This window comes from Marinobacterium profundum (genome assembly GCF_001528745.1).
Taxonomy (GTDB): Bacteria; Pseudomonadota; Gammaproteobacteria; order Pseudomonadales; family Balneatricaceae; genus Marinobacterium_A; species Marinobacterium_A profundum.
The window spans coordinates 47712-61774 of sequence record NZ_BCNS01000002.1 but is presented as its reverse complement, the minus strand read 5'-3'; the positions used below and the strand labels follow the sequence as shown (position 1 = coordinate 61774).

Below are 14063 nucleotides of genomic sequence, written 5' to 3'. Positions count from 1 at the left end.
CCTGGTTAATTCAGGCCCAGCAGGCGTGCACGGGATTCTTCGTAATTGAAGGCTTTGCCCGCGGTCTCTGCTTCGTAGCGTTGCTCGTCGAGCTGCTGGAAAATCTCAATTTCATCGTCCGGCATGAAATGCAGCAGCTCACCACCAAATAGCCAGAACAGGTCCCGGGGCACCAACGGCACCAAATCCGGGTAATGACGTACCAGACGGGACAGAATTTGCTGGCCGGATTCGATATAATCCCCGCGCTGATGTTCAAGATCTTCCACCAGGGCGATCAGTTGCTGCTGAAACTCGATCTCGTTTTCACCCAGCTCCTCCAGGTTGAATGGTGCCTGGCGCAGCAGATTGTTACTGGCAACTTTAAGCAGATTGATCTGGAACTGGTAATAATCGGCAATCATCGGTGGCTACCCTCGGTTGAAGGGGCGCTATTTTAGCAAAGGATGGGGCCGGGTCGAGCATTGTTCAGCGCCAATTGTGCGGCGTGGGCTTGATGCGGCTACCTCTGCGGGGTCGTTCGAGGTTGAAATTGCCCCCCTGCGACCGCATATAGAGAGCCTCTGAAGCCGTCGCCCCTGCAGCTGCAAGGCGCATCCGGGCCCTACGGGCCTGTCGACACCCATTCAGCGGCTCCCGCGGGCCGAACAGACAGGATGAATACATGACCGCTGCGCTATCGATACGCAATCTTTGTAAAACTTACGGCAACGGCTTTGAGGCGCTAAAAGGCATCTCGCTGGAAGTGCAGCAGGGCGATTTTTTTGCGCTGCTGGGCCCCAATGGTGCCGGCAAGTCCACCACCCTGGGGATCGTCTCCTCACTGGTCAACAAGAGTTCCGGCGATGTGGAGGTCTTTGGCCACAGTCTGGACAAGGCCCACGCCCAGGCCAAGATGTGTCTTGGCGTCGTGCCGCAGGAATTCAATTTTAATCAGTTTGAAAAGGTGATGGATATAGTCACTACCCAGGCGGGTTATTACGGCATAGGGCCGCGGCTCGCGCGGGAGCGGGCAGAGTTCTATCTGAAAAAGCTGGGTCTCTGGGACAAGCGCAACCAGGTATCGCGCATGCTCTCCGGTGGCATGAAGCGACGCCTGATGATTGCCAGGGCGCTGGTGCATGAGCCCCGGGTGCTGATTCTGGACGAACCTACGGCAGGTGTGGATATCGAACTGCGACGTTCCATGTGGGCCTTCCTGCAGGACATTAACCGTGCCGGCACCACCATTATTCTGACTACCCATTACCTGGAAGAGGCCGAGAGTCTGTGTCGCAATATTGCGATTATCGACCATGGCCGCATCGTCAAGAACACCAGTATCAAGGCGCTGTTGCAGCAGCTCAATACCGAGACGATCATTCTGGACATAGACCCGCCCCAGGGTACCTTGCCGGCACTGAACGGCTACCAGGCGCGCCTCGAAGACGATCATACGCTGGTGGTGGATGTGGAAAAAAATCAGGGTTTGAGCGGGCTCTTTGCCGAGCTGTCGCAACAGCGCATTGAAGTGCAAAGCATGCGCAACAAGGCCAACCGGTTGGAAGAGCTGTTCGTCAGCCTGGTGGATAAAAATCTCAAGGACGAGAAAAGCGCCTGAGCTCTTTTGAAGCGCCGCCGCATAAGGCTTGGGGCGCTGTTAGTAACCTAATCGATTCACGTTTAACCAGGAGACTGCATGAAACCGCGGGAGCTATTAATTGCTTTCTGGACGATAGTCGTCAAGGAAATACGCCGATTCATGCGTATCTGGCCGCAGACACTGTTGCCGCCAGCCATCACCATGACGCTCTATTTCATTATATTCGGCAACCTGATAGGCAGTCGCATTGGTGAGATGGGCGGCTTCGATTACATGGAATACATAGTGCCAGGCCTGATCATGATGTCCGTGATCACGAACTCCTATGGCAATGTAGTGTCGTCCTTTTACGGCACCAAGTTCCAGCGCAATGTCGAGGAATTGCTGGTATCACCCATTCCCAACTGGATTATTCTCTGTGGCTATGTGGTGGGTGGCGTTGCGCGTGGAGTCGGCGTGGGCCTGATTGTGACCCTGCTGTCGCTATTCTTTACTGACCTGCAGGTACATCACCTCTTTGTGACCATCAGTATTGTGCTGATGACTGCGGTTCTGTTTTCACTGGGTGGCTTTATCAATGCAATCTACGCCAATTCCTTCGATGATATTTCCATAGTGCCAACTTTTATACTGACACCCCTGACCTACCTGGGTGGCGTCTTCTATTCGATTCAGCTGCTGCCGGAATTCTGGCAGGGTGTGTCTATGCTGAACCCCATCCTCTATATGGTGAATACCTTCCGCTACGGCATTCTGGGGGTCAGTGACATTAATATCGTCTTCGCCTTCAGCATGCTGCTGGCCGTCATCGCAGTGCTGTTCAGCTATTCTTTGTACCTGTTGCAAAAAGGCAAGGGGATCCGCTCTTGAGTCATGAAGATCAGGTTTTGCACCAGTCCCCGCTGGGACAGGACACCGCCTATGTGAATACTTACGACGCCGGTCAGCTCTACCCGATCGCGCGCAATCTTAACTGGCAAAAGCGGGGCATCGACCAGGCCAGCCTGCCGTTTGCCGGTGAGGATATCTGGAATGCCTACGAGGTGTCCTGGCTTAATGGCCGCGGCAAGCCGGTGGTACGGCTGGCGGAGTTTCGCATTCCTGCCAGCTCCAGCCATATCATTGAATCCAAGTCGTTCAAGCTCTATCTCAACTCCTTCAACCTGAGTCGCTTTGACAGCGAGGCTGTGGTTAGCGCGCTGATGACGCAGGATCTGTCCGCCGTGGCTGGAGGCGAGGTGCAGGTTCGGCTCATTGCGCCCGACGCCAGTGCGCCCATAGGCAGCTTTGAAGGCAGTTGTCTTGATGAGCTGGACGTTGAAATTGAGCATTATCAGCCGGCTCCCGAGCTGCTCGGTGCCGGCGAAAATGTCGTCACCGAGAGCCTCTACAGTCATTTGCTCAAGTCCAACTGCCCGGTCACGGGCCAGCCGGACTGGGCCAGCATCCAGGTGAGCTACACAGGCCCGCAGATTGATCGCGAAGGCCTGTTGCGCTATCTGGTGTCGTACCGTGAGCACGGTGATTTTCACGAGCAGTGCGTCGAGAATATCTTTATGGATATCTGGCAACAGTGTCGCCCCGAGTCGCTCAGCGTCTACGCCCGCTATGTGCGCCGCGGCGGTCTGGATATCAACCCCTATCGCAGCAGCCAGCCAGGCGAAGCCCCCAATTTGAGGCTGGACCGGCAGTAACCCCCTCGCGCCCCTATTAGGAGAACTTATTCCATGGATGCACTGGATGCATTGATCAACCGCGTATCAATTCCGCTGCTTGAGGCGCCGGGCCCTACTGCCGAGCAGCTGGAGCAGATGTTTCGCGCCGCGCTGCGAGCGCCTGATCACGGCGGTATCCAGCCCTGGCGCTTCCTGGTGATCGAAGGCGAGGGTCTGGATCGTCTGGGTGAGCTGTTTCTGGCGGGTGCCCGGGCGAAAGATCCGCAGCTGGCACCGGAGCGGGGCGACAAACTGTTCAAGGCGCCGAGCCGCGCGCCCATGGTGGTGGTGGTTATTGCTGCCATGCGTGAGCATCCCAAAGTGCCGCAGATCGAACAGCTGATATCCGCCGGCTGTGCCGCCAACAATATTGTCACGGCCGCCCATGCCCTGGGCGTCGGTGCCATGTGGCGCACCGGGAGCCCCGCCTATGATCCACTGGTCTTGCAGGGTTTGGGGCTGGCCGAACACGAATCCCTGGTCGGCTATGTCTACCTGGGTACACCGAGCCGTCAGCGCACCACCCAGGCACTGGACCCCGCCGACTTTGTCCGTCGCTGGGATGGTGCCTGAGATGAAGGGTCCGGTAGACATTGCTGATTTTCAGCACTGGCTGCTGGGCCAGATACCGCTGCTCAATCACATGGGGCTGGGGTCGTTCGATTATGATGGTCAGCGGCTCTCGATTCCGGCGGCACTGGGGCCCAATGTCAACGACAAGGGCACCGGTTTTGGCGGTTCCCAGGCGACGCTGGCAACCATCTGTGGCTGGTCACTCGTTACGCTGCTGCTGAGTGAGCAGGGGCTGGACTGCGATCTGGTGATCGCGGACAGTCAGCTGAAGTACCTGTCACCGGTGGATGCGGACTTTGTTGCCCGCACCCAATTGCCGGATTCACCCGGCATTGGTGCCTTTCTCGACAAACTCAAAGCACGGCGCCGGGCGCGGCTGGATCTGACGATTGAGATCTGTCAGGGTGAGCGTGTGGCCATGCGCATGACCGGCGCCTACGTGGCGTTGCTGCGTTAGGAGGTTGTCGGACAATATTTAACCTACCTGATTTTGGTCATCGAACAGGAGGGGGCGGAATCCGCACTACTGGGGTAGCGGGGCACGTGCTTTTGAAGGGTGCTGATGAGCGAAGCGAATCGCACCGTTTACCCAAGCGAATTGTTCCGGGCGGCGTTCCGTCATAAGGCGCTATGCCGCCATGCCGGATGGCAGAAGTGAATAAAGCTGGAATCCTGTGTCTCCTGGATCGCGCTTGTCGGCGGAAGCTCCGCTGATTTTTTCGAGTCTGTATTTCGCCTGTCGGCGACCTACTTTCCTTGTTACGCGACAAGGAAAGTATGCAAGACTTTTTACCTTGAAGAATACGCCCCAATGAAGCCTTTACGCTGCGCTCTGAGCCCCTGCGGGTACATCCATGTACCTCATCGCAGGCGCATCAGTCCCTGTTGCGCCCCTTCGGGCCAATTCGCCGCATGACCTCAGTGCTCGCGGGCTTCATAAGGGGGAATGTAAGCCGTTCTGATGTCTTGGTGGTCGTAATTTACGTCTGATGGTTTGATATCCCATCGGGGGCTGGCTGTGTAGGGTGTCAATGAGCCTGCCAATTACACCGTGCGGCGGTTCGCCGCCATGTCTCATTGGTCGTTATACGCACACCAGTAAGTCACTATGCACAAGCTACATCCCTGTAGCTTGCCCGGTGGGCAGCTATCGCTGTGTAAATCGGCAATCCTGTCGATATATTCCTGCTTTTAGTCTTTTTTGCTGGTTTTCCTGCCATTCGCTCCGCGCCGAGCGAGCATGTTTGCCTGTCTTGCTGTTCATCATTGTGATGACGCACCCCCGGCGCGGACGCGGTGTTCTTCCGCTGGACTGTGGTTATTAAAAAAGTGTGTCTTGAGTCTTGACTCTGTAGTTGGGTTTAGGGTTTATGATGTCGTCGAAGGTCATCCATACTGTTAATAACGCGAGGTTCCCATGACACACGAATATCAATTTAATCTGGTGGGCGTTTCCTGTGGCGGTTGCGTAAGAACCATTGAAACCCGTTTTGCCGCCTCCGGTGAGGTCGCCTCGGCTGAGTTTGATCTGCCGAGCAAAACCGTTATCGTGCGCACAGCGGCCAGCAGTGATGTGATTATCGATCTGATTCAGGATGCGGGCTACAACGCCACGCTGGAGGAATAGCAATCATGAGCAACATTCACCAGTTCGCATTGCAGGGCGTATCCTGCGCGGCCTGTGTGCGCACCATCGACAAGGCGCTGCAGTCTGAAGAGGGAATTCAGGCCTTCGCTATCAATTTTGCCGATCGCAGCGCCACGGTTCAGGCTGAAATAGAGCCTGGCCGCATTATTGATTCAATACGTGCGGCTGGCTATGACGCCATGCTGGTCGAGGACGAAAACGACCAGGAGCAGGTGCGCCAGGCCGAGCAGCAACATTATCGCAAGGTGTTGCGCCGCAGCCTGATCGCGCTGGCGCTGGGCAGCGCCATGATGGTGGCGGGCCTGCTGGGCTGGATGCCGGATATCGCTACTTCTGCCGGGCGTATTGAAGCCCTTCTTATGGGGCTGCTGACGCTGGCCGTGATGGTGTTCTGCGCCGGCAATATTTATCGTGGCGGCTGGCGTTCCATCGTACAGCGCAATCTCAATATGGATACGCTGATTGCCCTGGGTACCGGAGCTGCCTGGCTTTACTCCAGCGTCCTGCTGGTGGTGGCGGTCGTTGCGCCCGAGCTGCTGGTGGCGGAGGCACGGCATCTGTATTACGAGGCCGCGGTGATGATTCTCGGCTTTATCCTGCTGGGGCAGGCGCTGGAATCCCGTGCCCGGGGGCAAACCTCGGATGCCATTCGCAAGCTGCTGGATTTGCAGCCCCGCACCGCACGGCGTGTGCGGGATGGCGAGGAAGCCGAGGTGCCCGTGGCGCTGCTGGTGCCGGGTGATCAGGTACGGATTTACCCTGGCGAGCGCATTCCGGTGGATGGCAAGGTCGTCGATGGCAGTAGCCGGATAGACGAATCCATGCTGACCGGCGAGCCGATACCGGTGAGCAAGGCCGCCGGTGATACGGTGGTGGGCAGCACCCTCAACGGCAATGGCAGCTTGCTGATGGAAGTCACCCATGTCGGCCGTCAGACGGTGCTGGCACAGATTGTCGATACCGTGCGCCAGGCGCAGAACAGCAAGCCTGCACTCGGTCGGCTGGCGGATCGCATCGCCGGCATCTTCGTGCCGGTGGTGATTGTGCTAGCGCTGGTGACCGGGTTGGTATGGTGGTGGTTCGGACCCGAACCACGCTACACCTACGCCCTGGTAACCATGATGACCGTGCTGATCGTCGCCTGTCCCTGTGCCCTGGGTCTGGCAACGCCCATGTCGGTGATGGTCGGCGTCGGTCGTGCTGCCGGGCGAGGCATCCTGATCCGCAACGGTGAAGCCTTGCAGCGGGCCCAGGATATCACCACTCTGGTGCTGGACAAGACTGGTACCATTACCGAAGGCCACCCGGCGGTGACAGATGTACAGCTGCTGGATGAGTCGCGCCGAGATGAACTGCTGCGCTGGGCCCATGTGATCGAGCGGCGCTCCGAGCACCCGCTGGCACAGGCCATGGCTCGATATACCCATGAGCAGGCCGGTAGCGCGGTGCAGGGGATGGAGCTTGATGCGTTTGAAGCCATCTCAGGCGCAGGCGTGCAGGCCCGCTTTGACGGACATGACATACTTCTGGGCAATGCCGCCTGGCTGGCAGAGCTGGGTATTGATTACAGTGCGCTGGAAGAAAAAGCAGAGTACTGGAGTGCCCAGGCCCGCTCTTTGGTGTTCATGGCGGTGGATGGGCAGGCGCAGGCGCTGTTTGCGGTGGCTGATCCTGTCAAGGCGGGGTCGGCAGAGGCCATTGCCCAGCTGCGCGCCATGGGGCTGCGGGTCGTAATGCTGTCGGGAGACAACCAGCGCAGTGCCGAGGCCGTGGGGCTAGAGGTGGGGATTGATGAGGTCTTCGCAGGTGTCAGGCCGGAGCAAAAGCAGGCCAAGATCAGCGAATTGCAGGCGGCCGGCGAGATCGTCGCCATGGTGGGTGACGGTATCAATGATGCGCCGGCGCTGGCACAGGCCGATATCGGTTATGCCATAGGGACGGGTACCGACATTGCGATCGACACCGCGGATGTCACACTCATGAGCGGGGCGCTGTCCGGGGTGGTGGAAGCCATAGCGGTGTCCCGTGCCACCGTGCGTAACATCAAGCAGAACCTGTTTGGCGCCTTTGTTTACAACAGCGTCGCCATTCCGGTGGCCGCCGGGCTGCTGTTCCCTTTTACTGGAATGCTGCTCAACCCAGCGATCGCCGGTGCCGCCATGGCGCTGTCATCGGTGACCGTGGTCAGCAACGCCAACCGGCTGCGCTGGATCAAGCTGTACTAACGGCCTCACCGAGCCGTTTCTTCAAGCTCTGCCTATTAGGCCCCGGCATCCTGTTGTCGGGGCCTTTCTGTTTCTGCTTCTTTTTTTACGGGAAGAGGCTTTATGTCCAGGATAATGATGGGGGTTGTAGGCACATCGCGGTGCGGCGCACGCACTGTGGTAGGGGTGTCGCTGATATCGCTCACCACGTCCATTCCCTTGACGATCCGGGCAAAGACCGTATAGCCGTGCTGGCTGCCCCGTGCATCAAGCCTTGGGTTGTCGACGCTGTTAATGAAAAACTGCGCGGTGGCGCTGTGTGGGTCATTGGTGCGGGCCATGGCGAGGGTACCGGCAAGATTACTGAGGCCGTTATTAGACTCATTTTCGACGGGGGCATGTGTCTGCTTTTTCTGCATGTCCTGGGTAAAGCCGCCACCCTGAATCATGAAACCTGGAATCACGCGGTGAAAGATGGAACCGTTGTAAAAGCCCTCATTGACGTATTGCAGAAAGTTGGCCACGGTTTTGGGGGCCTGGTCGTCAAAGAGTTCGATTTCCAAGTTACCGGCACTGGTTTGCATCTGGACCAGGGTACCTGCCTGTACGGGCAGAACACTAAGGCCGGCGATCAGGCCGCAGCACAATGCTGTATTACGCAAGAACTGTTTCATGGTGGCTATATTTCCGTTGCCGGGACGGCAACGGCGGGGCTGCGGTACCGGTGTGTCTATGGGGGCGGTGCTTGTGTCACGCCGCTGTTTAAGCAACCGTATTGAAGCCTGTGCTGCAGTGCAACGTCAAGGGTGCCTTATTTTTGAGTCCCGAAGCAAAATTCAAAGCATGAATCTGATAGTGCCTGTTTTGCGTATGTTCAATCTGACTTACAGATGGAACAGGTTATGAATGGGCGTGCAGTACAGTGGTTGAACAAAGCGGGCTGGTTACTGGCAACATTGCTGCTGGGCGTAGCGGCCCAGGCGCAGGCGAGAACTACCCAGGCAGCGGGGGTGCCAGCGTCGCTGGCCTTTGAAGTAAAGCGCAATAATGTTGCCATCGGTACGCACTGTGTGGTCTTTTCCCGGGATTCGGAGCGCCTGCGAGTGGATATAATGATGGATTTGCAGGTGCCCATCGCGTTCTGGTTTGACTACCGCTATAGCTACAGTGCCACCGAATGGTGGCAGGCCGGCAGGCTCGATGGGCTGCGGGTGCAGATTGAGGATGGCACCGATCAGTTACGCATTGATGGTGATACAAGGGACGGTCGGCTTGAAATCGATGGTCCCCAGGGGTTGCTGCGCCTGACCCGCAACCTGCTGCCGAGCAATCACTGGAATGCAGCGGTGCTAGATGAATCACAGCTGCTGAATACTCTTACCGGTGGCACCAGTAGGCTGGATGTGACCCTTGAGGGTCGTGACAGAATCCCGCTGGCAGGCGGCGAGGTTGAGGCTGATCGCTACCTGCTGGGCGGTGATCTGGCCGACACCAGGGTCTGGTATGACGCCGAGGGCCTCTGGCGTGGGCTGGAGTTTTCGGCGCGCGATGGTTCTGTTGTGCGCTTGTATCCCCGTGATCCTGCGGCAGCGCTAGCCGCTATCGCCGAACCTCTTTGGAGCAGGAATGCCGTATGTCAAAAACTGACTGGCCCGTTGTCTGGATAACAGGCGCTTCCACCGGTATAGGCGCTGCGTTGGCGTTGGAATTGGCTCGCAGAGGCTGCACCGTTGCCATAAGCGCCCGCGGTGCTGCAGCGCTGGAGGAACTGGTGCATCAGGCTAAGGGGCTTGGCGGCGAGATCTGGTCCTATCCGCTGGATGTCACCGATTCCGCTGCCTGTGTAGCAACTCTGGTGCAGATTGAAGCCGAACGCGGCGCTGTCAGCTTGGCTGTGCTGAATGCCGGCAGTCACAAAGCCCTGGGGCTGGAGGAATTCGAGGTGTCGGCGTTTGATTCCCTTGTGCGGCTGAATTACATGGGTGTGGTGAATGTCGTCGTACCCCTGCTTGAGCGCATGCGCAGGCGCAGATCGGGTCAGTTGGCGATTACCGCCTCGGTGGCGGGCTATCGGGGCCTGCCGACAGCCAGTGCCTATGGAGCCAGCAAGGCGGCGCTGATTAATTTCGCCGAGGCGCTGCAACTGGACCTCAAGGGCACAGGCATAGCGCTGAGCATGATAAACCCGGGCTTTGTACGCACCCCTTTGACTGATCAAAACACGTTTAAGATGCCGTTTCTGCTTGAGGCGGATGATGCCGCCAGACGCATTATCCAGGGTCTCGAGAAACGGCGTTTTGAGATCGCTTTCCCCTGGCGCTTTGTGTTCGGCCTCAAGCTGCTGCGCCTGTTGCCATACTCTGTTTACTTTCCACTTGTCAGATGGATTACGCGCCCATGACACCTGCTCAGACCTGTGCCCGTTATGTGGCACTGTTCGAACACCTGAGTCCTGATACCATCGCCCAGCTGGAGCCCCTGCTCAGCGAATCGGTGCGCTTTCAGGATCCCTTTAATGACGTGTGTGGAGTGGCTGGAGTAAAGCAGGTGCTTGAAGACATGTTCAGGCGCGCCAGCGAACCGCGCTTTAGCGTGCAACACTGGTCGGTGGATGAGCGGTGCGGTTATATCCTCTGGACCTTCAGCGCTGGCCTGGCGGGCCTGGGCCCCTGGCAGGTGGAAGGGGTTTCACGCCTGGTGTTCGATACGGATGGCCGTATTGCCAGCCATATCGATTACTGGGATGCAGGCGCCCTGTATGAGCGCTTGCCATTGCTTGGGGGCCTGTTACGGCTGATTAAAAAGCGCATCTCAGCCAGTGGCCGCTAGACTGCGACTGTCGGTAGAACCAGGGTGGCGCCAGTGTCTGTGGCGGGCGCTCATGCGTCCTGTTCTGCTCGAATCAGGTAAAGGCCGACATCAACAGCGCCATGGCGAAAGCCACCTTCGCAGTAGCCCAGATAATAGAGCCACATGCGTTTGAAGCGCTCATCGAACCCCTGGGTTTCAATCTGCGGCCACTGCTGCAAAAAAGCGTCGCGCCAGAGCGTCAGCGTCAGGGCGTAGTCCTTGCCGAACTGCTCCTGCTGGATCAGTTCGAGCCCGGCGTGGCTGATCTCCTGTTGTAGCCGAGCGCGGCTTGGCAGCAGGCCGCCGGGGAATATGTAACGCTGGATAAAGTCGGCGCTGCGCCTGTACTCATCAAAGCGATCATCCTCGATGCTGATGATCTGCAGCAGCGCCAGGCCGCCCGGTTTGAGGCAACGTTTTATCTGGGCGAAATACTCGGGCCAGTTTTCCTCGCCCACGGCCTCGAACATTTCTATGGACGCGATACGGTCAGCCTGGGTATCGAGGTCGCGATAATCGGTAAGCGAGAAACTGCACTGTGACTCCAGTCCTTGTTTGGCGATGCGCTCCCGCGACCAGGCCAGTTGCTCCCGGGACAGGGTAATTCCACTGACCTGGCTGCCATAGTCCTTAGCTGCGGTTTCGGCAAAGCCGCCCCAGCCACAGCCGATTTCCAGTACTTCCTGGCCGGGCTCAAGCTGGAGCAGGTCACAGATACGGCGGTACTTGTTTTGCTGAGCCTGTTCCAGGCTCTGCTGCGGGTCGGCAAACAGGGCCGAAGAGTAGGTCATGCCGGGGTCGAGCCAGAGCCGATAGAAATCATTGCCCAGGTCGTAGTGATAGGCGATGTTGCGTCGGCTGCCACGACGGCTGTTACGCCTTGCCAGGTGAGACAGGCGGTGCAGCCCGGCGCTCAGGGCGAAACCCTGGTCAAGTCGGCCAAAATTGGCTTCGTTGCCCAGTGCCCAGAGTATCAGGGCACTGATATCCGGGCTGTCCCACTCGCCTGCCATGTAGCCCTGGGCCCAGCCGAGCTGGCCGCCGCGCAGCAGTCGGCGCAAGGGGCGCAGGCTGTGCAGGCGAACCTCGGCCCGCACCTGAGGGTTGTCCTGGTTGCCAACGCGAATCCACTGACCGTCGGGTAGCACCAGATCAAGATGGCCAAACTCCATGCGTGCCAGCCAGCGTGCCAGAATGCGCACGCACAGCCGATTGAACCAGCCCGTCTTGACGGAGTCGGCCAGGTGGGGCAGTTCAGTCGCCAGGCGGAATTCAGTGGGTTTCATGGGCATTTTCTCCATCATTACGCTTTTTTGTGCCAGTGGCTGTGGTGTGCGTGGCGGTACTGTTCGGCACGCACGCCAGCGTAAGGCTGTGGGAAGGTGGCGCAGGTTTGGGCTGAATGCGCAGGCCCTTGCACCACAGGCGCAGGGCCTCCCAGTGGATGCCGGCGACGACTTTCAGGGTCATTAGCGGATAGCGAAAGCACGCCTGCAGCAGGCTGCGGTCATTCAGGGGGCGGCGTACGCCGCTGAAGCTGGCGCGAAACATCAGTGAATCGGCATGATGTTGTTCGATATGCACACCGATGCGATTGTCGGGCGCTTGCATTCTGAAACGGTAACGACAGTCCAGCGGCATGAACGGTGACACATAGAAGCACTTGTCGACTTCGTGCATAACCTGGGCGCTGTTGCTGACGGGCAGCAGATAGCTGTGGCGTTCGCCAAAGGTATTGCTGACCTCGTACAGAATGGCCCTGAGGCTGGCCTTGGCGTCGTAGCAGTAATAGACACTGAGCGGGTTGAATACGAAGCCCAGAATGCGTGGATAGCACAGCAGTATAATTTTGCCGTTGTCCAGATGGATGCCCTGGTGTGCGAGCTGCTGCTGTATCTGCGTTTTCAGGTCCGTGTTGGTGCCATTGCCGTGATCGCGGTCGTAAAAGGCGTAGAGGTTAAAGCGGTTGTGGGCGAACAGGCGCAGGTGACGGTGTAGTGCGTCAACCTGGTCCAGATCCAGCAGCAGTGCCATCACGCCATAGCGAAACCGGTGCACGCGCGGCAGCAGGCGGTGATGCAAAACATGGCCGAAATAGAGTGCCGACAGGCTCATGCAGGCACGACCAGGCGAGCTTTTAGGTTCACGTGGATACGGTGATTGGGCGTATCCAGTGTCCAGGGGCGCGGACGTCCGCCCAGCTCTTCCGCCACGGCAAGGCCTGCCTGCAGGCCGTCTTCATGAAAACCGTAGCCAAAGTAGGCGCCGCAAAACCAGGTGTTTTGCTGGCCTTGCAGGTCCCACAGCTGCTTTTGTGCATCCAGGGCGGCCAGCGAAAAGGTTGGATGATCATACAGGAAGCTGCGGTGCACGGTGCCGGACTCGGGTTCGCGTAGCGGATTCAGCGTCACGTACAGCGGCAATGCATCGGGCAGGTGCTGCAGGCGGTTCATCCAGTAGCTTACGGAGACTTCCCGTTGACCACTGTGTTGCTGTGCCGCCAGGTAATTCCAGCTGGCCCAGGCAGACTTGCTGCGGGGCATCAGGCTGGAGTCTGAATGCAGCACGGCGCGGTTGCGCTGATAGCTGAATGCCCCCAGCAATTGCTGCTCCAATGTGCTGGGCGTGTGTAGCAGCTGCAGCGCCTGATTGGCATGGCAGGCCAGAACGACATGGTCGAAGGTTTCCCGTTCACCGTGCAGGAATTCCAGCACGATTTTACCTTCACTGCGCACAATACGGCGGATATGGCTGTTGAGGCGCACCTCACCGCGTCGGCGCAGGCCGGCCTCTATCTTGTTCACATAGCTGCGGCTGCCGCCTTTGACGGTGCGCCACTGTGGGCGGTCTTTGAGCTGAACCAGACCATGGTTCTGGCAAAAACGCAGGAAGGCCAGCGCCGGGTATTGCAGCATCAGGTCCACTGGCGTCGACCAGATGGCGGCGCCCATGGGCAGCAAGTGATCCTGAATAAAGGCAGTTCCATAGTGTTCGCGCTGCAGCAGTTCACCCAGGGTCAGGCTGGCGGTGTCAGGGTCTTCGCAGTAGTGGGGCGCTTCGCGGTAAAAACGTGACAGATCCAGCAACATGGACCAGAAGCGCGGGCGCAGCATATTGCGCTTTTGTGCCAGCAGGCCAGGCAGGCCGGTACCGCTGTATTCGAGTCGGCCTTCATCCAGCGAGACCCCGAATGACATTTCGGTTTCGCGGCTTTGAACACCCAGCGTCTCGAAAAAGCGCACCAGGTTGGGGTAGTTAACTGGGTTATAAACGATAAAGCCGGTATCCACGGCAACACTGCTGGTGCCGTGGGTCACATCGACCGTATTGGAGTGCCCGCCCAGGCGGTCGTCTTTTTCGAACAGCGTGACCTGGTGTTGCTGGCTAAGCAGCCAGGCGCTGGAGAGTCCTGAAATGCCCGAGCCAATGACCGCGATTTTGAGTGGACGTATCGCCTGGATGTTCATGGCCTGTTCCTTTGCATCTTTGAG

Annotated in this window: 15 protein-coding genes; 10 read left to right on the top strand and 5 right to left on the bottom strand. The window is 58.3% G+C overall.

Annotation, left to right across the window (positions count from 1 at the left end; genetic code table 11):
- Nucleotides 1-5: 5 nt before the first annotated feature.
- Nucleotides 6-404 (bottom strand): PA2817 family protein, encoded by a 399-nt coding sequence (locus tag MPRO_RS00585; protein ID WP_067285843.1) that lies wholly within the window; start codon nucleotides 402-404, stop codon nucleotides 6-8.
- Nucleotides 405-664: 260 nt separating this feature from the next.
- Here MPRO_RS00585 and MPRO_RS00580 point away from each other — a divergent pair, with 260 nt between their 5' ends.
- The 7 genes from MPRO_RS00580 to MPRO_RS00550 all read left to right on the top strand — a co-directional run bounded on the left by MPRO_RS00580 (nucleotide 665) and on the right by MPRO_RS00550 (nucleotide 7743).
- Nucleotides 665-1600, top strand: coding sequence for an ABC transporter ATP-binding protein (locus tag MPRO_RS00580; RefSeq protein WP_067285841.1), 936 nt, complete (start codon nucleotides 665-667; stop codon nucleotides 1598-1600).
- Nucleotides 1601-1678: 78 nt separating this feature from the next.
- Nucleotides 1679-2452 carry an ABC transporter permease gene (locus MPRO_RS00575; RefSeq protein ID WP_067285839.1) on the top strand — a complete coding sequence of 258 codons (774 nt, stop codon included), beginning with the start codon at nucleotides 1679-1681 and terminating at the stop codon, nucleotides 2450-2452.
- Nucleotides 2449-3276 (top strand): NADPH-dependent 7-cyano-7-deazaguanine reductase QueF, encoded by an 828-nt coding sequence (gene queF, locus MPRO_RS00570; protein WP_067285836.1) that lies wholly within the window; start codon nucleotides 2449-2451, stop codon nucleotides 3274-3276. Before MPRO_RS00575 ends, queF begins: the two co-directional genes overlap by 4 nt.
- 33 nt (nucleotides 3277-3309) lie before the next feature.
- Nucleotides 3310-3870, top strand: coding sequence for a nitroreductase family protein (locus MPRO_RS00565; RefSeq protein ID WP_067285835.1), 561 nt, complete (start codon nucleotides 3310-3312; stop codon nucleotides 3868-3870).
- Between the two features lies 1 nt (nucleotide 3871).
- Nucleotides 3872-4327 (top strand): YiiD C-terminal domain-containing protein, encoded by a 456-nt coding sequence (locus MPRO_RS00560; RefSeq protein WP_245634999.1) that lies wholly within the window; start codon nucleotides 3872-3874, stop codon nucleotides 4325-4327.
- Nucleotides 4328-5287: 960 nt separating this feature from the next.
- The gene (locus tag MPRO_RS00555) at nucleotides 5288-5497 is read left to right on the top strand and encodes a heavy-metal-associated domain-containing protein (protein ID WP_067285832.1); all 210 of its coding nucleotides are present in this window, start codon (nucleotides 5288-5290) and stop codon (nucleotides 5495-5497) included.
- A 5-nt stretch (nucleotides 5498-5502) separates the two neighbouring features.
- Nucleotides 5503-7743, top strand: coding sequence for a heavy metal translocating P-type ATPase (locus tag MPRO_RS00550; RefSeq protein ID WP_067285830.1), 2241 nt, complete (start codon nucleotides 5503-5505; stop codon nucleotides 7741-7743).
- Nucleotides 7744-7778: 35 nt separating this feature from the next.
- Here MPRO_RS00550 and MPRO_RS00545 read toward each other — a convergent pair whose 3' ends face one another.
- The gene (locus MPRO_RS00545) at nucleotides 7779-8396 is read right to left on the bottom strand and encodes a peptidylprolyl isomerase (RefSeq protein WP_067285828.1); all 618 of its coding nucleotides are present in this window, start codon (nucleotides 8394-8396) and stop codon (nucleotides 7779-7781) included.
- Between the two features lie 228 nt (nucleotides 8397-8624).
- Here MPRO_RS00545 and MPRO_RS00540 point away from each other — a divergent pair, with 228 nt between their 5' ends.
- Genes MPRO_RS00540 through MPRO_RS00530 form a run of 3 tightly spaced genes read left to right on the top strand, consistent with a single transcriptional unit; the run spans nucleotide 8625 to nucleotide 10551 of the window.
- Nucleotides 8625-9389: a DUF6134 family protein gene (locus MPRO_RS00540; RefSeq protein WP_067285827.1), complete on the top strand. Its 765-nt coding sequence runs from the start codon at nucleotides 8625-8627 to the stop codon at nucleotides 9387-9389.
- Entirely contained in the window at nucleotides 9356-10123 is a 768-nt protein-coding gene (locus MPRO_RS00535) for an SDR family NAD(P)-dependent oxidoreductase (protein WP_067285826.1), read from the top strand. The genes MPRO_RS00540 and MPRO_RS00535 overlap by 34 nt, the downstream gene beginning before the upstream one ends.
- Nucleotides 10120-10551 carry a nuclear transport factor 2 family protein gene (locus tag MPRO_RS00530; RefSeq protein ID WP_067285824.1) on the top strand — a complete coding sequence of 144 codons (432 nt, stop codon included), beginning with the start codon at nucleotides 10120-10122 and terminating at the stop codon, nucleotides 10549-10551. Before MPRO_RS00535 ends, MPRO_RS00530 begins: the two co-directional genes overlap by 4 nt.
- A 50-nt stretch (nucleotides 10552-10601) precedes the next feature.
- Here MPRO_RS00530 and MPRO_RS00525 read toward each other — a convergent pair whose 3' ends face one another.
- The 3 genes from MPRO_RS00525 to MPRO_RS00515 are packed head-to-tail and all read right to left on the bottom strand — an operon-like array spanning nucleotide 10602 to nucleotide 14039.
- Nucleotides 10602-11858: an SAM-dependent methyltransferase gene (locus tag MPRO_RS00525; RefSeq protein ID WP_067285822.1), complete on the bottom strand. Its 1257-nt coding sequence runs from the start codon at nucleotides 11856-11858 to the stop codon at nucleotides 10602-10604.
- Nucleotides 11845-12687: a DUF1365 domain-containing protein gene (locus MPRO_RS00520; protein WP_082708361.1), complete on the bottom strand. Its 843-nt coding sequence runs from the start codon at nucleotides 12685-12687 to the stop codon at nucleotides 11845-11847. The genes MPRO_RS00525 and MPRO_RS00520 overlap by 14 nt, the downstream gene beginning before the upstream one ends.
- Complete coding sequence (locus MPRO_RS00515) at nucleotides 12684-14039, bottom strand: NAD(P)/FAD-dependent oxidoreductase (RefSeq protein ID WP_067285820.1); 1356 nt, start codon at nucleotides 14037-14039, stop codon at nucleotides 12684-12686. The genes MPRO_RS00520 and MPRO_RS00515 overlap by 4 nt, the downstream gene beginning before the upstream one ends.
- Nucleotides 14040-14063: the final 24 nt, after the last annotated feature.

Coding starts and splice junctions, on each gene's coding strand:
- MPRO_RS00515 (WP_067285820.1), bottom strand. CDS start 14,039: ATGAACATCCAGGCGATACGTCCACTCAAAATCGCGGTCATTGGCTCG.
- MPRO_RS00535 (WP_067285826.1), top strand. CDS start 9,356: ATGTCAAAAACTGACTGGCCCGTTGTCTGGATAACAGGCGCTTCCACC.
- MPRO_RS00550 (WP_067285830.1), top strand. CDS start 5,503: ATGAGCAACATTCACCAGTTCGCATTGCAGGGCGTATCCTGCGCGGCC.
- MPRO_RS00575 (WP_067285839.1), top strand. CDS start 1,679: ATGAAACCGCGGGAGCTATTAATTGCTTTCTGGACGATAGTCGTCAAG.
- MPRO_RS00530 (WP_067285824.1), top strand. CDS start 10,120: ATGACACCTGCTCAGACCTGTGCCCGTTATGTGGCACTGTTCGAACAC.
- MPRO_RS00525 (WP_067285822.1), bottom strand. CDS start 11,858: ATGAAACCCACTGAATTCCGCCTGGCGACTGAACTGCCCCACCTGGCC.
- MPRO_RS00580 (WP_067285841.1), top strand. CDS start 665: ATGACCGCTGCGCTATCGATACGCAATCTTTGTAAAACTTACGGCAAC.
- MPRO_RS00540 (WP_067285827.1), top strand. CDS start 8,625: ATGAATGGGCGTGCAGTACAGTGGTTGAACAAAGCGGGCTGGTTACTG.
- MPRO_RS00565 (WP_067285835.1), top strand. CDS start 3,310: ATGGATGCACTGGATGCATTGATCAACCGCGTATCAATTCCGCTGCTT.
- MPRO_RS00520 (WP_082708361.1), bottom strand. CDS start 12,687: ATGAGCCTGTCGGCACTCTATTTCGGCCATGTTTTGCATCACCGCCTG.
- MPRO_RS00560 (WP_245634999.1), top strand. CDS start 3,872: ATGAAGGGTCCGGTAGACATTGCTGATTTTCAGCACTGGCTGCTGGGC.
- MPRO_RS00545 (WP_067285828.1), bottom strand. CDS start 8,396: ATGAAACAGTTCTTGCGTAATACAGCATTGTGCTGCGGCCTGATCGCC.
- MPRO_RS00585 (WP_067285843.1), bottom strand. CDS start 404: ATGATTGCCGATTATTACCAGTTCCAGATCAATCTGCTTAAAGTTGCC.
- MPRO_RS00555 (WP_067285832.1), top strand. CDS start 5,288: ATGACACACGAATATCAATTTAATCTGGTGGGCGTTTCCTGTGGCGGT.